This window comes from Streptomyces sp. NPDC051105 (assembly GCF_040682795.1).
Lineage (GTDB): Bacteria > Actinomycetota > Actinomycetes > Streptomycetales > Streptomycetaceae > Streptomyces.
On record NZ_JBFBBR010000014.1, the window covers coordinates 73,154 to 92,284 of the forward strand.

Here is a 19,131-nt window from a genome sequence, read left to right on the forward strand (position 1 = left end):
GGGTGGGCCAAGCTGGCTGTGGAACGTACGAGAACAGGGAGACGTCATGACCGACAAGCCGACCGTGGGCATGCTGGGCACCGGCATCATGGGTGCCGCGATGGCCCGCAACCTCCTCAGGGCCGGGCACACCGTCCGCGCGTGGAACCGCACCCGTGCCAAGGCCGAACCCCTCGCGGCCGACGGTGCCCGGGTCACGGACACACCGGCCGAGGCCGTCGAGGGCGCCGACGTCGTCCTGACCATGCTGTACGACGGCGCGACCGCGCTGGAGACGATGCGGGAGGCGGCCGGCGCGCTGCGTCCCGGGGCCGCCTGGGTGCAGTCGACCACCGCGGGCCTTGACCAGATCCCCGGGCTCGCCGCCTTCGCCCGCGAACACGGCCTGGTCTTCTACGACGCCCCGGTCCTCGGCACCCGCCAGCCCGCCGAGGCCGGACAGCTCACCGTCCTGGCCGCGGGGCCCGAGCAGGGCCGGGAGACGGTCACGCCCGTCTTCGAAGCCGTCGGCGCCCGTACGGTGTGGACCGGCGACGACGGGTCCTCGGCCACCGCGACCCGGCTCAAGCTGGTCGCCAACAGCTGGGTCATCGCGGCCACCGCTGCGACCGGCGAGGTGATGGCGCTGGCGCAGGGCCTCGGCGTCGACCCGCACAGCTTCTTCGACCTGATCGCGGGCGGGCCGCTCGACATGGGCTATATGCGGGCCAAGGCCGGCCTGATCCTTGACGGCGGGCTGACCCCGCCGTCGTTCGCGGTGGACACCGCCGGGAAGGACGCCCGGCTGATCGTCGCCGCCGGGGCGAGCCACGGCGTGCGCCTCGACGTCGCCGAGGCGGCCGCCGAACGCTTCGCCCGCGCCGCCGCCCAGGGCCACGCCGACGAGGACATGGCCGCCGCGTACTTCGCGAGCTTCGACGACAAGTAGCCGGTCAGCGGGACCCCCCCGACGTGACGGCCCGGCCCTCCGAGGAGCACCCTGGAAGCAGCGATTCCGGAGGTGGTCCCCATGATGCAAACCGCTGTGGGATGGCACGTCGAGATGGAGTTCCTGGAGGACGACACGCACACGCGCGCGGTGGCCATGGTGCGCCTGCCCGACGGCACCGAGGTACGAGCGCACGGCCATGCGAGCCGTCACGACTCCGACAGCAATCAGCCCAGAGTCGGTGAGGAGATCGCGGGAGCCCGCGCTTTGAACGAACTGGCCATGCAGTTGCTGACCAAGGCGCACGGCGAGATCGACGCGGACTCCGGACGGCACTCGCACCCGATCAACGTGTGAGGGGCGGGCGGCACGGGGGCGTGGGCGGCACGGGGGCGTGGGCGGCCCGGGGGCGTGGGCGGCCCGGGGCGCGCAGGCGCGCGAGGCGCGCCAGGCGTGGGTGCGGGATGCGGGGCGCGGGCATGGCGCGTGCGCGGGGCGCTGAGGCGCGTACGCGGGTTCGGAGGCGCGTACGTGGGCGCGTGGGCGCGTGCGGCGGCTACGACAGCGCTGCGCGCACCGCCCGCACCAGCGCCTGCGCCCGTGCGTCCGCCGTCACGCTCTTGCGGAAGCCGTTGGTGACATAGCCGAAGGCGATGCCCGACTCGGGGTCCGCGAAGCCGAGCGCGCCGCCGCGGCCGGGGTGGCCGAAGGAGGTGGGAGAGAGCAGCGGGGACGCGCTGCCGTGCAGCATGTAGCCGAGCCCGAAGCGGGTGGAGATGACCAGCACCCGGTCCGGCCCCGCCGACTGCTCGGCGCGGGCCAGCTCAACGGTCTCCGGCGTGAACAGCCGCGTGCCGCCGTCGACCTCGCCGATGAGGGAGGCGTAGAAGCGGGCCAGGCCGTCGGCGGTGGCGATCCCGTTGGAGGCGGGCAGGGCGGCCGCGCGGTAGGCGGGGTCGTTCTCGTCCGGAAGCGGGCTGATCGCGCCGAACGCCCGGCGGGTCAGCGACCCGGGGTCGGCGTACGCCTCGGAGACGGCGCGCTTGGGGCGGGTCCGCAGCGCGCCGGCGGTCTCGGGGCCCTCGACGGGCCCGACGCACCCCACGCGCGCGTGCTCCGTCTCCGGCAGCCCGAGCCACAGCTCGGCACCGACCGGCCCTGCGATCTCCTCCGCGATCCACTCGCCGATCGGCCGCCCGGTCACCCGCCGCACCAGCTCACCGGTCAGCCAGCTGTAGGTCTGTGCGTGATAGCCGTGATCGGCGCCCGGCTCCCACGCCGGCGCCTGCGCCGCCACCGCGGCCGCGCCCAGATCGGGGTCGGCTGCCTCCTCGGGCGTGAGCGGCCTGTCCAGCACCGGAACGCCAGCGCGGTGCGCGAGCAGATGCCGCACCAGCGTGCGTTCCTTGCCGGCCGCCTTGAACTCCGGCCAGTGATCACCCACGGGAGTGTCCAGGTCCAGCTCCCCGCGCTGTCGCAGAAGCAGCAGAACCGCGGCGGCGACGCCCTTGGTCGCCGAGCGCACGATCTGGGCGGTGCCGTGCTCCCAGGAAGCGTCGCCCGCACCCCCGTCGAAGTCCCGGGCGCCGCCCCACAGGTCGACGACCCGGTGCCCGTCCCGATACACGGCGACCGCCGCGCCCCGGTCCCCGAGCAACTCGAAGTTCTTCGCGAACGCGTCCCTGACCGGCTCGAAGCCCTCGGCCACAGTGCCGTTCACGTCCACGTCCGCCACATCCCTCCTGATCGCCTGACCCTTGGGGGGAACGCACCCGCGGGGCCTGCGATTCCTCGGTACCAGGGCGGTACGGGCGTGAGCTGTGCCTCAGTGAGGTGGCCCTGGGGTGTGCCTGGGTGGGAGAGGCACGCGGTCAGCCGAGCACGATCGTCACGTCGATGTTGTCGCGCGTCGCGTTCGAGTACGGGCACACCTCGTGGGCGGCGTCCACCAGTTTCGCCGCGATGTCCGCGTCCAGGACGGGGAGCGAGACACTGAGCGCGACGGCGAGACCGTAGCCGCGCCGCTTGTTGGGGCCGATACCGACCTTCGCGGCGACCGTGGAGCCGGTCAGGTCGTAGCCCGCGCGGTTGCCGACCAGGATCAGCGCGTTGTGGAAGCAGGAGCTGTAGCCCGCCGCGAACAGCTGCTCGGGGTTGGTGCCATTGCCGTCGCCGCCCAGCTCCGGAGGCATCGCGACCTTGAGTTCGATCTGGCCGTCCTGGCTGGTCACGTACCCGTCCCGGCCACCGTGCGCGGTCGCCTCGGCGACATACATGATCTTCGTCGGACGGCTGTCGACGGTGGCGCCTTCGGTCACGGCGGGACCTCCCCCAGGGCGGAAACGATGGTGGGCAACACGGTGGTGTGCAAGTACATCGTGCACAAGGTACCGACCGGTAGGAAGTCTTCGGGTTACCAGGGGGTGGAAACCGTGGGTAACAGGGGGCCGGGGGTGGTGAGGGCGGCGGCGGAGCGCGCGGTGTTGAGGTGTGCGCCGGGTGCGGGCGCCGCTACGCGGGGCGCGAAGACGCGCCGCTCGCCCGGTCCGCGAGCGCCCGCAACTCCTCGCGCAACCGCGCCACATCCGAGCCGTCGAGCCCCGTCGCCGTGAGCAGGGTGCCGGGTACGCGCGCCGCGCGCTCCCGCAGTTCCTCCGCACGCCCGGTGCACGCGACGAGCACCGAGCGCTCGTCCCGCTCCGAGCGCTCCCTGCGCACCAGACCCGCCGCCTCCAGCCGCTTGAGCAGCGGCGACATCGTGCCGTAGTCGAGGCGGAGCGCGCCGGCCAGTTCCTTCACCGTGGTCTCTCCCCGCTCCCACAGGACGAGCAGCACGAGGTACTGCGGGTAGGTGAGCCCGAGGTCGTCGAGGAGCGGGCGGTAGGCGGCGGTCACGGCGCGCTGCGCGGCGTACAGCGCGAAGCACAGCTGGTCGTCCAGCCGTGGCGACCCCGTGTCCTCTTGATGCGTCACCCGCCCATTGTCACGGACGCGGGGGTGCGTGGGACGGCCGTCACGGAAACGCGTCAGGCGCCCCCACGTCCGGCCGTCGCCGCGCGCGGGTCGAAGCCGAACGGCAGTTCCAGCCGGTGGGCGCGCATCAGGGCGTCGTCGGAGAGGAGTTCACCGGTGGGGCCGTCGGCGGCGATCGTGCCGTCGCTCAGGATCAGGGAGCGCGGGCACAGCTCCAGGGCGTAGGGCAGGTCGTGGGTGACCATGAGAACCGTGACGTCCAGGGAGCGCAGGATGTCGGCGAGTTCGCGGCGGGAGGCCGGGTCGAGGTTGGAGGAGGGTTCGTCGAGGACGAGTATCTCCGGCTCCATGGCGAGAACGGTGGCGACGGCGACCCGGCGGCGCTGGCCGAAGGAGAGGTGGTGCGGCGGGCGTTCGGCGAAGTCGGCCATGCCGACCCGTTCCAGGGCGGTACGCACGCGTGCTTGGAGTTCGGCGCCCTTCAGGCCGGCCGCCGCCGGACCGAACGCGACGTCCTCGCGCACCGTGGGCATGAACAGCTGGTCGTCCGGATCCTGGAACACGATGCCGACCCGGCGCCGGATCTCCGCCATGTGCCGCTTGCCCACCGGCAGTCCGGCCACCGTCACCGTGCCCGTGCCGCCGCTCAGGATGCCGTTGAGGTGCAGTACGAGGGTGGTCTTGCCGGCGCCGTTCGGCCCGAGCAGCGCGACGCGCTCGCCGCGCGTGACGGTGAAGTCCACGCCGAACAGGGCCTGGTGCCCGTCGGGGTAGGCGAAGGCGAGGCCGGAGACCTCCAGGGAGGCGGGAGCGGTAGTCACAGGGCCCATCCCAACACGCAGACGACAAGGGCGGACAAGGGCAGCGCGAGGGCGCGGGACCACTGTGCCCGGGACGCCGTCACCTCGTCGATGACCGGCATCGAACCGGCGTACCCCCGGCTCACCATGGCCAGGTGGACGCGCTCCCCGCGCTCGTAGGAGCGGATGAACAACGCGCCGGCGGACTTCGCGAGCACGCCCCAGTGGCGCACGCCCCGCGCCTCGAATCCGCGCGACTCCCGGGCGATCCGCATCCGGCGCATCTCGTCGGTGATGACGTCGCCATAGCGGATCATGAAGGAGGCGATCTGGACGAGCAGCGGGGGGAGCCTGAGCCGCTGGAGGCCGAGGAGAAGTTCCCGCAGCTCCGTGGTGGCCGCCAGGAGGACGGAGGCGGCGACGCCGAGAGTGCCCTTGGCGAGCACGTTCCAGGCGCCCCACAGGCCGTTCACGCTGAGTGAGAGGCCGAGGACGTCGACCCGCTCGCCCTCCGCCACGAACGGCATCAGCACCGCGAAGGCGACGAACGGCACCTCGATCAGCAGCCGGCGCAGCACGAAGGAAGCGGGCACACGCGCGTGGTGCGCGACGCCCGCGAGGAGCACGGCATACAGGGCGAACGCCCACATCGCCGTACGCGGTGTCGAGACCACGACGACCACGAAGGCGAAGGCCGCGGCGAGCTTGGTGTGCGGGGGGAGCGCGTGCACGGGGGAGTGCGCGTGCCGGTACAGCCGGTGAGCGTGTCCTGCACCCATGTCAGAGCGCCCGGGACGGTTCTTCGGCGCCCCGGCGCCGGCGCACCGCCCAGAACACCGTGCTGCCCGCGACGACGGTCACGCCGACACCGATGACGCCCGCGAGGCCGCCGGAGAGGCGGGCGTCGGAGATGTCCTTGACGCCGTAGTCGGCGAGTGGGGAGTCGGCGGCGGCATGCTCCTCCGCCTTCACGTCGATGCCCCTGTCGTGGGCGACCTTCTCCAGACCGTCCGGGTCGGCGGAGGCGTAGAAGCTGACGAACCCGGCGAGCACCAGGGAGGTGGCGAGCCCCGTGATCCACAGCGCGCGCCGCGAGGTGCGCGCTGCCACGGGCGCCGTGGGCGCCGGCTGCGACGGGGGCGCGTCCACCAGCACGCCGTTCACGCGCAACTTCAGCCCTTGCCGCAGCTCGCGCGCCCCGTACACCAGGTCAGGGCGTACGGCGATGACGGCGCCGACCGTGAGCGCGGTGATCGCGGCCTCGCCGATGCCGATGAGGACGTGCACACCGATCATGGCGGTGGCCACCTTGCCGATGGACACGTCGGTGGTGCCGCCGATCGCGTAGAGGAGCGTGAAGGCGACGGAGGCGGCCGGGACGGAGAGCAGGGCGGCGACGAAGGAGGCGGCGGTCACCGAACGCCGGGTGCGCGGCAGGACCTTCAGCAGGCCCCGGAAGACGGCGTACGCGACGACGGTCGTCACGATCGCCATGTCCGTGATGTTCACGCCGAGCGCGGTCAGGCCGCCGTCCGCGAACAGGATGCCCTGCATCAGCAGGACCACGGACACGCACAGGACGCCGGTATAGGGGCCGACGAGTATCGCGGCCAGCGCTCCGCCCAGGAGATGGCCGCTTGTTCCGGCCGCGACGGGGAAGTTGAGCATCTGTACGGCGAAGATGAACGCCGACACCAGGCCGGCGAGCGGCGCCGTGCGCTCGTCGAGTTCACGGCGGGCGCCGCGCAGGCTCACGGCGAGGGCGCCGGCCGCGACCACCGCGGTGACCGCCGAGGTGGGGGCGTCGATGAATCCGTCAGGTACATGCACCACTCGATTTTAAGCGGTTGTTGCGAAGCTTTTGCAAGAGCGAGAGAGTCGTGTAGCGCGCACCGAGGCACATCGGGGCGCCCCGGGGGCGCGGAAAATACCACGACCTCCGCAAGCACAATCCGGAATATGTGCGACATTGGAGAGAAGCGGATGCACAGCTTTCGCAAAGGTAACGGAGCGTAAAGGGCAGTCCGATGTCTGTAGTCGAGCAGTATGCGCGAGCCCACATCGTCACGGACGAGGACGTGCCGGTAGATCCGGGTGCGGTGCCCGTCGTCCTGCGCTACGACCCCGAAGACGATCCGCGCTCGGTGCGCGTCGGCCTGCCCGGGACGGACGAGTGGACGTTCTCGCGCGCGCTGCTGGAGCAGGGACTCAGGGCTCCGGCGGCGAGCGGTGACGTACGGGTGTGGCCGCTGGGCCGGGTGCAGGCCGTGGTGGAGTTCCACTCCGACCACGGCACGTCGGTGGTGCAGTTCGAGTCGAAGGCGCTGCTGCGCTTCCTCAGGCGCACCTACATGAGCACCCCTGTGGCCGGCTAGCGCCGCCTACAGCGACGACCCCAGCTTCAGCAGCGCCGCCACGATCGGCCCGGCCGTGTCGCCGCCGTGGCCGCCCGCCTGGACCACGCCCGCGCCCACCAGATCGCCCTTGTACGCCGTGAACCAGCCATTGGGCTTCTTCTGCCCGTCGACCTCGGCCGAGCCCGTCTTGGCGCCGTAGTCCGGGCCGAGACCGGCCATCGCCTTGGCGGCCGTACCGTACGCGGCCGTGTACTGCATGACCTCCTTCAGCTCGGACTGGGTCTTCGCGGACATCGTGCGCGAGGCCTTGGCGACGGTCCGGTCGTCGACCGAGGGGGAGACCAGGTACGGCTGGTGGAAGACACCCGTCTCGACGGTGGACGCCACCGACGCCATGTTCAGCGGGTTCATGCGCACTCCGCCCTGCCCGATCAGCGAGGCGCCCATCTGCGCGCCGCTCTGCACCGGGACCGAGCCGTCGAAGGTCGGGACGCCGATGGCCCAGTTGTTCATGCCGAGGCCGTAGACCTGCTGCGCCTCGGTCGTCAGGTCGCTGTTGGACAGCTTGGGCGCGAAATTGATGAAGGCGTTGTTGCAGGACGCCCCGAAGGCCATCTTGAACGTGCCCTTCTTGATCTCGGAGTCGTCGTCGTTGTGGAACGTCCACCCGGCCAGCTTGTACGTCTTGGGGCAGGGGTGGGAGGCGTCCGGGGTGATCAGCCCCTTCTCGAACAGCATCGTCGAGGTGACGATCTTCATCGTGGAACCGGGGGCCAGCGAGCCCTGGAAGGCCACGTTGAAGCCGTGGCTGGAGTTGGCCACGGCGTAGATCTCGCCGGTCGACGGGCGCATCACGACGACCGAGGCGTTCTTCTGCGTGGTGACCTGCTTCTCGGCGGCCGCCTGGAGGGTCGGGCTGAGCGTCGTCTTCACCGTGCCAGGCGTGCCCTTGCTGAGCTCCAGGAGGGTCTTGTCGGACAGCTTCGCCTTCTCGGACGCCTTGCCGCGCACCACGCGCAGTTCGACGCCCGCCTTGCCGCCGGCCTTCTTGCCGAACTTCTCCCGCAGCCCGTCCAGGACCGTGCCCAGTGACGGGTACTTGGCGGTGGTGATCTCCCCGCCGTCACGGTCCAGGGCCTTGATGGGCGGAGTGCCGGACTCGCCGGTCGCCAGGGTGTCGCCGTCCGCGAGGTCCGGGTGGACGACCGCGGCGTGCCAGTCGACCACCGGCTTGCCGTCGCTGGTGCGCCGGACGACGCTGAACGAGGAGTCGTACGACAGCGGCTTGCTGACGCCCTTGTAGGACACCGTCGCCTTCACGGAGAACGGGACCTTGGCGCCGGTGCGGGTGCCCTCGGTGAGCGTGACGTCCTTGACGTGGGCGTTCTTGGCGTAGCCGGTGAGCAGCGTGATGCAGGCCTTGGCGTCGTCCGTGACGGCTGCGGCCTGCGTGACCTTGCCCTGCTGCCAGGACGTCAGGAAGGTTCGCGCCGTCGTCTGCACCTCGGTCGCCGACAACGGTCCGGTCTTGACGGGCTTGGCGGCCGGCGTCTTCGACGCCGCGTCGGCCGCTCCGCCGCCGTACAGCGCGTAGCCGCCGAAGCCGGCGCCGCCGACGACGACGGCGATCACCCCGACGATGACGGCGGGTCTCTTCTTCTTCCGCCGTTCGACGACGCGCCTTCTCTTGCCCACAGCTCAGTCCCTCCGCGCACTTCCCCAGGGCCCCCGCCGCCCCGTAGCCCTCACGCACCCCAACGACTGCAACAGCCTAGAGTCCCGGCCTGTGGGAGTGACTTCAGCCACCGATCCGTAGCACGCTTGCGACAATCGGACCGGCCGCGTCGATGCCGTGACCGCCGTCCTGGGTCATGGCCGCCGCCGCGACGTCGTCGCGGTAACCGGCGAACCAGCTGTTCGACTTGGACTGTCCGTCGACCTCCGCCGAACCCGTCTTGGCGCCGATGCTGCCGTGCAGTCCGCTCATCACCCCGGCCGCGGTGCCGCTGGTGGCGGTGCGGTTCATCATGGAGCGCAGCTGGCCGACCGTGTTGGCCGACAGGCCCTTGGCGGTGGCCAGGTCGCGGCCGTCCAGCTTCTGTGAGACGAGCACCGGCTGGTGGAAGGTTCCCGTCATCGCGGTCGCCGTCACCGACGCCATGTTCAGCGGGCTCATCTGCACCTGGCCCTGGCCGATGAGGTTGGCCGCGGTGTCCGGACCGCCGGAGGCGGGGACGCGTCCGTCGAAGCTCGGGATGCCGACCTTCCAGTCGTTGCGCCCGAGCCCGAAGCCCTCCTCGGCCTCCTTGGTGAGCGAGTCGACCTGGACGGAGTCCGCGTACTTCACGAACGCCGTGTTGCAGGACCGCGCGAAGCTGTCCGAGAGGGTGGCCTTCAGATCCGGCTGAAGTCCCTTGAGGTTGCTGAAGGTCTGGCTCTGCCAGGTCGCGGTCGGCGGGCAGGGTGCCGGGCCGTTCATCGTGGTGATCCCGGTGTCGATGAGGGTGGCCGCGCTGATGATCTTCATGGTGGAGCCGGGTGCCAGCTCGCCCAGGAAGGCCGCGTTGAATCCGTCCTCACGGTGGTTGGCGACCGCGAGCACCTCGCCGGTGCTGGGCTTGACGGCCACCACCGACGACTCGGCGTACTTCGTCACCGCTGACTCGGCGGCGGCCTGCACGCGCGCGTCGAGCGTCGTGCGCAGCTTGCCCGCCCGGCCCGCCGCGAGCGTCAGCAGGGTGGTGTCGGCGGACTCCTGGGACGCGTGCTGGATCACCAGTTCCACGCCCGGGGTGCCGCCCGCCTTGTCGCCGTAGCGGCTGCGCAGCTCGTCCAGGATCGGCCCCAGGGACGGGTACTTGTCCTTGCTGAGGACCGTGCCGTTGCGGTCCACGGCCTCGATCGGCGGGCTCGACGCCTCACCGGTGGCCAGCGTGTCGCCGCGTCTGAGCTGCGGATGGACCACGGACGGCTGCCAGTCGACGAGCGCGCGGTGCGTGGTCTCGCCGCGCACGACCGTCAACGTGCTCCTGTAGGCGAGTGTTTTCGACTTCCCGTCGTAGGCCACCGTCCCCTTCACGCTGAACGGCACGGTGGCTCCTCTCGCCTTGCCGGGCGTGATGTGCACGTCCTTGATGTGCGCGGTGGCGCTGAAGGAGGTGAGCACCGGTTCGGCGTCGGCGGAGTTGTTCGTGTACGACGCCGCGGTCACCGACTCGCCCTTCTCCCAGGCCGCGAAGAACTTCCGCGTGGTGTCCTTGATCTCGTCCGTGGTGGGCGGCCCGGTCCGTACGGCCGGTGTGCCACCGCCGTCGCCGCGCACCGCCGACAGCACGTTGTAGGCGCCGTATCCGGCTCCGCCCACCATCACGGTGCAGACGCTGCCGACTATGGCCGCCTTGACCCCCTTGCGCATAACGCGTATCCCCTCCCCGTGCGCTTTCGCCGCATTTTGTGAACGCGTTCAAAAGCTGGCTTTGATGCGCACTGTAGGCGGTTGTGAGGGCCCAGTGTCAGGTGTTGACTCATTGTTGCCTGAAGAGAGATCAGAGATGTGGCTCACACCCAGGTATCGAGCCACATCCGTGAACGCCAGGAATCGATCGGGATCGCCGTGCCCGTGTACAGCGGCCAGAAGTAGATGAAGTTCCAGGCGATCAGCAGGACGAGTACGCCGGCACCCGACGCGCCGATCAGCCGGCGGGTGTCGCTGGAGCCCGGCGGGCCGATGATCGCGCCGATCATCATCGCCACCGCGAGACACAGGAACGGCACGAAGACGACGGCGTAGAAGAGGAAGATCGTGCGCTCCTGGTACATGAACCAGGGCAGGTAACCGGCCGCGATGCCACAGGCGATGGCGCCCGCCCGCCAGTCACGGCGGAACGCCCACCGCCACAGGACGTACAGGATCGCGAAGCAGGCCGCCCACCACAGCAGCGGTGTGCCGATCGCCAGCACCTCACGGGCGCACTTCCCCCCGGCGTCCGACGGGCAGCCGTCCGCACCGGGTGAGGGCGACTCGTAGAAGTACGACACCGGGCGGCCCAGCACCAGCCAGGACCACGGGTTGGACATGTAGGTGTGCGGCGACGAGAGGCCGACGTGGAAGAGGTACACCTCGTGCTCGTAGTGCCACAGGCTGCGCAGCCAGTCCGGCAGGAACGTCCAGTCGCCGCCCTTGCCGTCGGTGGCCGCCCAGTTGCGGAAGTAGCCGCCGCTGCCGTCGGTCGGGGACAGGATCCAGCCGATCCAGGACGTCAGGTAGACGGCGATCGCCACCGGGACCGTCGCCAGGAACGTGATCCCCGTGTCGTACTTGAGGACCGCCTTGTACGGGTGCCGGGCCCCGGCCACCTTGCGGGCGCCGACGTCCCACAGGAGCGCCATCAGGCAGAACGCGGCCAGGATGTAGAGACCGTTCCACTTGGTGCCGATCGCCAGGCCCAGCAGCACACCCGCAGCCCAGCGCCAGGGGCGCCGGCCGAAGCGGAAACCGTCGGCCACGCGCGCGTCGGGGCGGATCCGGCCCTCCGCGTCGGGAGGCAGCGCGGCCGCGAGTCTCTCCCGTGCCCTGTCCCGGTCGATGACCAGGCAGCCGAACGCGGCCAGCACGAAGAACATCAGCACGCCGTCGAGCAGCGAGGTGCGGCTCATCACGAAGTGCAGCCCGTCCACCGCCATCAGGCCGCCCGCCAGGCAGCCCAGGAAGGTGGACCGGAACATCCGGCGCCCGATCCGGCACAGCAGCAGCACGCTCAGCGTGCCGAGGAGCGCCGTCATGAAGCGCCAGCCGAACGGGTTGAAGCCGAAGATCAGCTCCCCGAGCCCGATGACGTACTTGCCGACCGGCGGGTGCACGACGTACGCCGCGTCCGCCGGGACCGTGACATGGCCGTTCGCCTGCAGGATCAGATCGTTGGCGTTCTTGTCCCAGTTGACCTCGAAACCGCGGTGGACGAGCGCCCACGCGTCCTTCGCGTAGTACGTCTCGTCGAATATCACCGCCTTGGGGCTGCCCAGGTTCCAGAACCGCAGCAGGCCCGCCATCAGCGTCACCAGGAGGGGGCCGCCCCAACCGGACCAGCGCGTGATCCGCTCGGCGAGCGCCGGGGGCACGCCCAGGCCGAGCCACAGCCGGGAGCTGGGCTCGGCGTACGGCGGGACCAGCCGGTCGACGACATCGGCGCCCGCGCCGGCGCCCGCGGCGCTTCTGCCTCCGGTGGTGTGCGCCGTGTGCGCCGGCATCGCCGGGTAGCCGAAGCGGCGCAGCCGCTGCTGCCACGCCGGCTGCTCGTCGAGCGCTGCCTGGCCCTGCCGGGTGTCCGTGGAGGACGCGGTACTGGTCACCGCGCCATCGTAGGGAACCGTTCTGTGTGAGTCCCGTGCAATGGGGCTTAGAGGTGGTTTCCTTTGCGATCGACGCCGCGGTTCGCGGGGGACCGTGCTGGGGGACGGCCCTGTCGGTGGCTGCTGCGAGGATGGAGGCGTGACTGGAACCCTTGTCCTCGCAGGCACCCCCATCGGCGATGTAGCGGACGCGCCGCCCCGGCTCGCGGCGGAGCTGACCGGCGCCGACGTGATCGCGGCCGAGGACACCCGGCGGCTGCGGTGGCTCACCCAGGCGCTCGGTGTCACGCCCAAGGGGCGCGTGGTGTCGTACTTCGAGGGCAACGAGGCCGCCCGCACGCCCGAGCTGGTCGAGGAACTCGTCGGCGGCGCGCGCGTGCTGCTCGTGACCGACGCCGGGATGCCCTCCGTCTCCGACCCCGGCTACCGGCTGGTCGCGGCCGCCGTGGAGAAGGAGATCCGCGTCACCGCGGTCCCGGGGCCGTCCGCGGTGCTCACCGCGCTCGCGCTGTCCGGGCTGCCCGTCGACCGGTTCTGCTTCGAGGGGTTCCTGCCGCGCAAGGCGGGCGAACGCCGCTCCCGGCTCCAGGAGAACGCCGAGGAACGCCGCACCCTCGTCTACTTCGAGGCCCCGCACCGCCTCGACGACACCCTCGCCGCCATGGCCGAGGTCTTCGGCGCCGAGCGCCGGGCCGCCGTCTGCCGTGAGCTGACCAAGACGTACGAGGAGGTACGGCGCGGCCCGCTGGCCGAGCTCGCGGTGTGGGCGGCCGACGGGGTGCGCGGCGAGATCACCGTCGTCGTCGAGGGCGCCCCCGAGCGCGGGCCCGAGGAACTCGACGCGACGGAACTCGTACGGCGGGTGCGGGTGCGGGAGGAGGCGGGTGAACGCCGGAAAGAGGCCATCGCGGCGGTGGCGGTGGACGCGGGGATTCCGAAGCGGGTCGTGTTCGACGCGGTGGTGGCGGCGAAGCGTGCGGAGGGGTGAGGGCGGTTTCGGCAGCGCCGTCATGGTTGCTCTTGTGCGGTCGTGTGCGGGTCGGTGGGGGCCGGCCGCGCGGTGCCCCGCGCCTCTGGTGGGGCGCCTCGGGGCCGGGGTTTCGAAGGGGGCGCCCTTGATCCTCGAGCGCGTCGCTCTTGTTCTGGGCGTGCGCCCCTGACCTGCGGTGATGTGTCCTCTGAGCGGGGCGCGTCTCCTCTGAGCGCGCGCCCCACGCAACGGTAAAGCAAGGGCCGGAAACGCAAAGCCCAGCCCTGTGCGACAAGGCCGATTTGGCAAGCAGAATCCAAATCGCATCCAACACTCGGCAGGCCCGTCGCATTCGCGCCGGTGAAGGCGTCCACTGGTCAGCAGGGACGTCCGTCCCTCACCTCCATGGGATTCCGGGGGGAATCCCGGCAACCGGGGTGCTTGTCCAGCGGACAAGAGGAGCTGGCATGAGTGAGATCGCAGGGCAGACCGGCCTCCGCGGTGCGGCCACAGCCGTCGTTCACGAGTCGTATTCCTTCGCCTGCATGCGATGCGGGCACGGCTGGGAGCAGTCGTACGAGATAGAGCACCACACGGACGCGGAGAACCACGAGTTCGTCATGTATGTGGCGAACGGCCAGGTCGTCCCGTCCCCGCTGAGCCGGCCCGCGTGCCAGAACTGCGACGGCCAGGTCGTGCGGATCATGCGCGCGGGGCAGGTCTCGTCGGTGCGCAGCGCGGCCCAGTCGTCCCGGCGACCGGTGCAGGGCGGCCGGGACGAGGTGGCCGAGGAGGCCGAGGAAGCCGAGACCGGTCCCGCGGCGGCGACGGAGGGCTCCGCGCAGGTCAAGGCGCACCACCACTGGCAGCTGTCCGATCTCCTGCATCCGTTCCAGCGCAAGGCGAGCTGACCCGGGCGCGGGTCCGGCGGGGTGTGCCCCTTTCGTAGGATCGGGGCATGCCTTCGAACGCCTCCGCGAACGCGTCCGCCGCGGCCGACAAGAACGCGGCGCCGCCGCTCCCGGAACCCCTCCGGGTGCCGGTCGCCGACTCCCACACCCACCTCGACATGCAGTCCGGCACGGTCGAGGAGGGCCTCGCGAAGGCCGCCTCGGTGGGCGTGACGACCGTCGTCCAGGTCGGCTGCGACCTCAAGGGCTCCCGGTGGGCGGCCGAGACGGCGGCCGCGCACGCGAACGTCCACGCGACGGTCGCCCTGCACCCGAACGAGGCCCCGCGTATCGTCCACGGCGACCCCGACGGCTGGTCCCGGCAAGGTGCCCGTGCGGCGGGCGGGGACGCGGCCCTGGACGAGGCGCTCGCCGCGATCGACCGGCTGGCCGGGCTGCCCCAGGTGAAGGGCGTCGGTGAGACCGGCCTCGACTACTTCCGTACCGGGCCCGAGGGCAAGGCCGCCCAGGAGCGTTCCTTCCGCGCCCACATCGAGATCGCCAAGCGGCACGGCAAGACCCTCGTCATCCACGACCGCGACGCCCACGCCGACGTGCTGCGCGTCCTCAAGGAGGAGGGTGCCCCCGAGCGGACGGTGTTCCACTGCTACTCCGGGGACGCCGAGATGGCCGAGGTGTGCGCCCGCGAGGGCTACTTCATGTCCTTCGCCGGCAACGTCACCTTCAAGAACGCCCAGAACCTCCGCGACGCACTCGCCGTCGCTCCGCTGGAGCTGGTCCTCGTGGAGACCGACGCGCCCTTCCTGACCCCGGTGCCGTACCGCGGACGGCCCAACGCCCCGTATCTCATTCCGGTCACGGTGCGCGCGATGGCCGCCGTGCGAGGCATCGACGAGGACGCGCTGGCGACAGCCCTGGGAGCGAACACGGCCCGCGCCTTCGATTACTGAGGGTGTATCGATCATAACTGACGCATAACGCTCGCTCGGCCACGGCTTGGGCCCGATCGCGACTCTGCGTAGTCAAGCCGCCTTGGAGAGTGACCGGTGCTCCGCTAGGTTCTGGGGGCCCGATCCGGACCCCTCTGGCCCTCTGGAGCGTGTCGGCGTGAGCACATCGCAGTACGAGATGTTTGAGGCGTACGACCCCTACGGCGCGCCGGGGGCGCACGGTGGAGGTGGCGCGCACGGGGAGCAGGGCGTGTACGGCGCGCCGGTGGTGCCGGTGCCCGGCGTGCACGACGCCGTGACGCAGGGATACGGCGTGGCCGCCTACGGGGGTGACACGTATCGGCCGGCGTACGAGGTCTCGGCGGGGGCGGGGGCGGGGGCGGGGGCGGGGGCCCGGGGCGCGCCGCTGGGGCACGCGCAGGCGTATGCGGGTGAGCCCGGCGAGCCGGTGCTTCCGCGACAGAGCGGGCGCGCGCCGGAAAGCGGGGCGCGCGAATCGGGAGTGGGTGCCGTGGCGGGGCGGCGTGCCGCGCGACGGCGGAAGGCTCGGTACACCCAGCGCCCGGATTCCGCCGTGCGCCGTCTGCTGCCGCAGGCGCTGGTCGTCGCCTTCCTCGCCGGTGGCACCACCGCGTTCCTTGCCAAGGACAAGGCCATCGAGCTGACCGTCGACGGCAGGCCGCGCATCCTGCACACGTTCGCGGACGACGTGACCGAACTGCTCGCCGACGAAGGTGTGCGGGTGGGCACGCACGACGTGGTGGCGCCGGCCGCCGACGCGGCACTGGCCAGCGGCGACGAGGTCGCGGTGCGCTACGGCCGCCCCGTGCGGCTCACCCTGGACGGCCAGCGGCGCGAGGTGTGGACGACGGCGCGCACGGTCGAGGGGGCGCTCACCCAACTGGGGGTGCGTGCCGAGGGCGCGTACCTATCGGCCTCGCGCTCCCAGAGCATCGGACGCGCCGGGCTCGCGCTTGACGTGCGCACCGAGCGCACGGTCACGATCCTGGCGGACGGGCGGACCCGCACCATCCGCACCAACGCCGCGACCGTCCACGAGGCTGTCGAGGAGGCCGGGGTCACCCTGCACGGCCAGGACACCACCTCCGTGCCGCTGGCCGGCTTCCCGCGCGACGGGCAGACGGTGACCGTGCTGCGGGTCACCGACGGCAAGGAGGTGCGCGAGGAGACCATCCCCTTCGAGGTGCGGCGGACGGCGGACCCCACTGTGTTCAAGGGCACCGAGGTGGTCGAGCGGACCGGGCGGCCCGGACTGCGCCGGGTCACGTACTACCTGCGGACCGTCAACGGGGTCCGGCAGAAGCCGCGCCGCGAGCGGTCCGAGGTGGTCCGCGAGCCGAGCGCCCAACTCGTCAAGGTCGGCACCAAGCCGCACCCGGACTCCGTGAAGGGCGCCGACGGCCTCAACTGGCACGGTCTCGCCGTCTGCGAGTCCGGCGGCCGCGCGGCCGCGGTGGATCCCTCCGGGACGTACGGCGGGCTGTACCAGTTCGACACGCACACCTGGCACAGCCTTGGCGGCAGCGGGCGCCCGCAGGACGCGCCGGCCGAGGAGCAGACGTTCCGTGCGAAGAAGCTCTACACGAAACGCGGCTCCACGCCCTGGCCGCACTGCGGGGCACGGCTGCACGGGTGACCGGCGGGCCGGATCCCGGCGGCCCGTACCCTTGTCCCGTGAGCAGCCCCCTCCCCGACGCCCTCCTCGGCCCGGCCGACATCCGTGAACTCGCGGCCGCGCTCGGTGTACGCCCCACCAAGCAGCGCGGCCAGAACTTCGTGATCGACGCCAACACGGTCCGCCGTATCGTCCGCACCGCCGAGGTCCGCCCGGACGACGTCGTCGTCGAGGTCGGCCCGGGACTCGGGTCCCTCACCCTCGCGCTCCTCGAGGCGGCCGACCGAGTGACCGCGGTGGAGATCGACGACGTGCTGGCGGGCGCGCTGCCCGCGACGGTCACGGCGCGCATGCCGGCGCGCGCGGACCGGTTCGCGCTGGTCCACTCCGACGCGATGCACGTCACCGAACTGCCCGGCCCCCCGCCCACCGCGCTCGTCGCGAACCTCCCCTACAACGTCGCCGTCCCCGTCCTCCTCCACATGCTCGACACCTTCCCGAGCATCGAACGGACGCTGGTGATGGTGCAGGCCGAGGTCGCCGACCGGCTCGCCGCCCCGCCCGGTTCGAAGGTGTACGGCGTGCCGTCCGTCAAGGCCAACTGGTACGCCGACGTGAAGCGCGCCGGATCCATCGGGCGCAACGTCTTCTGGCCCGCCCCGAACGTCGACAGCGGGCTCGTCTCCCTCGTCCGGCGCGCGGAGCCGCTGAGGACGACGGCGTCGAAGCGCGAGGTCTTCGCGGTCGTCGACGCGGCGTTCGCACAGCGGCGCAAGACCCTCCGGGCGGCGCTCGCCGGCTGGGCCGGGTCGGCGGCGGCAGCGGAGACGGCCCTCGTCGCCGCCGGGGTCTCGCCGCAGGCGCGGGGGGAGTCGCTGACGGTGGAGGAGTTCGCGCGGATCGCCGAGGCCGCGTCCCCGCAGGGGGCACAGCATCAGACGGCCGCCGTGCGGCGGTCCGCGTCCCCGACAGAGGAGTCCGGCAAGTGAGCGTCACGGTACGCGTTCCCGCCAAGGTCAACGTCCAGCTCGCGGTGGGCGCCGCCCGCCCCGACGGCTTCCACGACCTCGCCAACGTCTTCCTCGCCGTCGGCCTGTACGACGAGGTCACGGTCACGCCCGCCGACGAGCTGAGCATCACCTGCGAGGGCACGGACGCCGACCAGGTACCGCTGGACCGCACCAACCTCGCCGCGCGCGCCGCGCTCGCGCTCGCCGAGCGCCGGGGCATCGACCCGGCCGTGCACCTCCACATCGCCAAGGACATCCCGGTCGCCGGCGGCATGGCCGGGGGGAGCGCGGACGGGGCGGCCGCGCTGCTCGCGTGCAACGAGCTCTGGCGCGCGGGCGCCTCGCGCGCCGAACTCCTCGCCATCTGCGCCGATCTGGGCAGCGACGTGCCCTTCAGCCTGGTCGGCGGCGCCGCCCTCGGCACCGGGCGCGGCGAACGGCTCACCGCCCTGGAGGTCGGCGGCACCTTCCACTGGGTGTTCGCGATGGCCGGACGCGGGCTGTCCACCCCGGCCGTCTTCCGCGAGTTCGACCGGCTCGCCGAGGGCCTCGACATCCCCGAGCCCGTCGCCTCCCGCGCTCTCCTGGACGCGCTCGCCAAGGGCGACCCGGACGCGCTCGCCGCCGCCGTCTCCAACGATCTCCAGCCGGCCGCGCTCTCGCTCTTCCCGGAGCTCGCGGAGACGCTCGACGCGGGGCGCACGGCCGGTGCCCTCACGGCGCTGGTCTCCGGCTCCGGGCCCACGACGGCGTTCCTGGTCCGCGACACCGCGTCGGCGGAGAAGGTGTCCGGGGCGCTCCTCGCCTCCGGCACCTGCCGCACCGTGCGCACGGCAACGGCGCCCGCGCCGGGCGCGAGGGTCGTCACCACGGCGCACGACATCGGCGCCCCCGCCGGAGCGTGACACCAGCGCGCAGCCGCCGGCGCCACCGGCACGGCCGCCACGGGCTTCCCCGCCCCCTACGCCGGCGTCCGCTGGGACGGCGACCAGGGCGGCGTCACGATCCGTCTCGCGGGCGGCGTCACCAAGGCCGTCACCACCGTCTCCGACCACCGCGAATGGCCGGAGACCGACTGCCCGGGCCAGACGACCTCCTCGACGAGGCACTGCCCGGGCCAGGCGAAGTCCTCGACGAGGCACTGCCCGGGCCAGGCGACGTCCTCGACCGAGGTATGCGCTCAGGCGGGCGGAAAGCCGCTCGCGGCGGGACGGCCTCCCGGCGCGCATTACGCTGGGAGGCTGACC

At 71.9% G+C, this 19,131-nt stretch carries 18 protein-coding genes; 9 read left to right on the top strand and 9 right to left on the bottom strand.

Annotated elements, in window-relative coordinates:
- Positions 1–46: 46 nt before the first annotated feature.
- A complete protein-coding gene (locus tag AB0N16_RS30220) occupies positions 47–928 on the top strand; it encodes an NAD(P)-dependent oxidoreductase (protein ID WP_365802129.1) in 882 nt (293 codons plus the stop codon).
- Positions 929–1,009: 81 nt separating this feature from the next.
- Positions 1,010–1,285 carry a DUF1876 domain-containing protein gene (locus AB0N16_RS30225; protein ID WP_351706757.1) on the top strand — a complete coding sequence of 92 codons (276 nt, stop codon included), beginning with the start codon at positions 1,010–1,012 and terminating at the stop codon, positions 1,283–1,285.
- 199 nt (positions 1,286–1,484) lie between these two features.
- Here the strand turns inward: AB0N16_RS30225 and AB0N16_RS30230 are convergent, their stop codons facing one another.
- From AB0N16_RS30230 to AB0N16_RS30255, 6 genes are all read right to left on the bottom strand, one after another.
- Positions 1,485–2,654 carry a serine hydrolase domain-containing protein gene (locus AB0N16_RS30230; RefSeq protein ID WP_365802425.1) on the bottom strand — a complete coding sequence of 390 codons (1,170 nt, stop codon included), beginning with the start codon at positions 2,652–2,654 and terminating at the stop codon, positions 1,485–1,487.
- A gap of 145 nt (positions 2,655–2,799) precedes the next feature.
- Positions 2,800–3,246 carry an organic hydroperoxide resistance protein gene (locus AB0N16_RS30235; protein ID WP_365802131.1) on the bottom strand — a complete coding sequence of 149 codons (447 nt, stop codon included), beginning with the start codon at positions 3,244–3,246 and terminating at the stop codon, positions 2,800–2,802.
- Positions 3,247–3,439: 193 nt separating this feature from the next.
- Positions 3,440–3,901 carry a MarR family winged helix-turn-helix transcriptional regulator gene (locus tag AB0N16_RS30240; RefSeq protein ID WP_365802133.1) on the bottom strand — a complete coding sequence of 154 codons (462 nt, stop codon included), beginning with the start codon at positions 3,899–3,901 and terminating at the stop codon, positions 3,440–3,442.
- 53 nt (positions 3,902–3,954) lie between these two features.
- Complete coding sequence (locus AB0N16_RS30245) at positions 3,955–4,731, bottom strand: ABC transporter ATP-binding protein (RefSeq protein ID WP_365802135.1); 777 nt, start codon at positions 4,729–4,731, stop codon at positions 3,955–3,957.
- Positions 4,719–5,480 carry a cobalt ECF transporter T component CbiQ gene (gene cbiQ / locus AB0N16_RS30250; protein WP_365802137.1) on the bottom strand — a complete coding sequence of 254 codons (762 nt, stop codon included), beginning with the start codon at positions 5,478–5,480 and terminating at the stop codon, positions 4,719–4,721. Before cbiQ ends, AB0N16_RS30245 begins: the two co-directional genes overlap by 13 nt.
- Before the next feature lies 1 nt (position 5,481).
- Positions 5,482–6,531, bottom strand: coding sequence for an energy-coupling factor ABC transporter permease (locus tag AB0N16_RS30255; protein WP_365802138.1), 1,050 nt, complete (start codon positions 6,529–6,531; stop codon positions 5,482–5,484).
- A 197-nt stretch (positions 6,532–6,728) separates the two neighbouring features.
- On the opposite strand from AB0N16_RS30255, the gene AB0N16_RS30260 reads away from it, so the two are divergent.
- Entirely contained in the window at positions 6,729–7,076 is a 348-nt protein-coding gene (locus AB0N16_RS30260; RefSeq protein ID WP_365802140.1) for an SsgA family sporulation/cell division regulator, read from the top strand.
- 6 nt (positions 7,077–7,082) lie between these two features.
- Here the strand turns inward: AB0N16_RS30260 and AB0N16_RS30265 are convergent, their stop codons facing one another.
- From AB0N16_RS30265 to AB0N16_RS30275, 3 genes are all read right to left on the bottom strand, one after another.
- Positions 7,083–8,753, bottom strand: a complete 1,671-nt coding sequence (locus AB0N16_RS30265) for a penicillin-binding transpeptidase domain-containing protein (protein ID WP_365802142.1) — start codon at positions 8,751–8,753, stop codon at positions 7,083–7,085.
- A gap of 103 nt (positions 8,754–8,856) precedes the next feature.
- Entirely contained in the window at positions 8,857–10,473 is a 1,617-nt protein-coding gene (locus AB0N16_RS30270) for a penicillin-binding transpeptidase domain-containing protein (protein WP_365802144.1), read from the bottom strand.
- Between the two features lie 143 nt (positions 10,474–10,616).
- Complete coding sequence (locus tag AB0N16_RS30275) at positions 10,617–12,407, bottom strand: phospholipid carrier-dependent glycosyltransferase (protein WP_365802146.1); 1,791 nt, start codon at positions 12,405–12,407, stop codon at positions 10,617–10,619.
- Positions 12,408–12,546: 139 nt separating this feature from the next.
- On the opposite strand from AB0N16_RS30275, the gene rsmI reads away from it, so the two are divergent.
- The 6 genes from rsmI (at position 12,547) to AB0N16_RS30305 (ending at position 18,789) form a co-directional block, all read left to right on the top strand.
- A complete protein-coding gene (gene rsmI / locus AB0N16_RS30280; protein WP_365802148.1) occupies positions 12,547–13,395 on the top strand; it encodes a 16S rRNA (cytidine(1402)-2'-O)-methyltransferase in 849 nt (282 codons plus the stop codon).
- 449 nt (positions 13,396–13,844) lie between these two features.
- The gene (locus tag AB0N16_RS30285) at positions 13,845–14,288 is read left to right on the top strand and encodes a hypothetical protein (protein WP_365802150.1); all 444 of its coding nucleotides are present in this window, start codon (positions 13,845–13,847) and stop codon (positions 14,286–14,288) included.
- A gap of 47 nt (positions 14,289–14,335) precedes the next feature.
- Positions 14,336–15,238 (top strand): TatD family hydrolase, encoded by a 903-nt coding sequence (locus AB0N16_RS30290; RefSeq protein WP_365802152.1) that lies wholly within the window; start codon positions 14,336–14,338, stop codon positions 15,236–15,238.
- 157 nt (positions 15,239–15,395) lie between these two features.
- Complete coding sequence (locus AB0N16_RS30295; RefSeq protein ID WP_365802154.1) at positions 15,396–16,895, top strand: ubiquitin-like domain-containing protein; 1,500 nt, start codon at positions 15,396–15,398, stop codon at positions 16,893–16,895.
- A gap of 38 nt (positions 16,896–16,933) precedes the next feature.
- Positions 16,934–17,863 (top strand): 16S rRNA (adenine(1518)-N(6)/adenine(1519)-N(6))-dimethyltransferase RsmA, encoded by a 930-nt coding sequence (rsmA, locus tag AB0N16_RS30300; protein WP_365802156.1) that lies wholly within the window; start codon positions 16,934–16,936, stop codon positions 17,861–17,863.
- Positions 17,860–18,789: a 4-(cytidine 5'-diphospho)-2-C-methyl-D-erythritol kinase gene (locus AB0N16_RS30305; RefSeq protein ID WP_365802158.1), complete on the top strand. Its 930-nt coding sequence runs from the start codon at positions 17,860–17,862 to the stop codon at positions 18,787–18,789. Before rsmA ends, AB0N16_RS30305 begins: the two co-directional genes overlap by 4 nt.
- The last annotated feature ends 342 nt before the right edge of the window (positions 18,790–19,131 follow it).

Excerpts from the sequence above, each read along its gene's own strand:
- AB0N16_RS30220 (WP_365802129.1), top strand. The coding sequence starts at position 47 with ATGACCGACAAGCCGACCGTGGGCATGCTGGGCACCGGCATCATGGGT.
- AB0N16_RS30225 (WP_351706757.1), top strand. The coding sequence starts at position 1,010 with ATGATGCAAACCGCTGTGGGATGGCACGTCGAGATGGAGTTCCTGGAG.
- AB0N16_RS30245 (WP_365802135.1), bottom strand. The coding sequence starts at position 4,731 with ATGGGCCCTGTGACTACCGCTCCCGCCTCCCTGGAGGTCTCCGGCCTC.
- cbiQ (WP_365802137.1), bottom strand. The coding sequence starts at position 5,480 with ATGGGTGCAGGACACGCTCACCGGCTGTACCGGCACGCGCACTCCCCC.
- AB0N16_RS30260 (WP_365802140.1), top strand. The coding sequence starts at position 6,729 with ATGTCTGTAGTCGAGCAGTATGCGCGAGCCCACATCGTCACGGACGAG.
- AB0N16_RS30270 (WP_365802144.1), bottom strand. The coding sequence starts at position 10,473 with ATGCGCAAGGGGGTCAAGGCGGCCATAGTCGGCAGCGTCTGCACCGTG.
- AB0N16_RS30285 (WP_365802150.1), top strand. The coding sequence starts at position 13,845 with ATGAGTGAGATCGCAGGGCAGACCGGCCTCCGCGGTGCGGCCACAGCC.
- AB0N16_RS30290 (WP_365802152.1), top strand. The coding sequence starts at position 14,336 with ATGCCTTCGAACGCCTCCGCGAACGCGTCCGCCGCGGCCGACAAGAAC.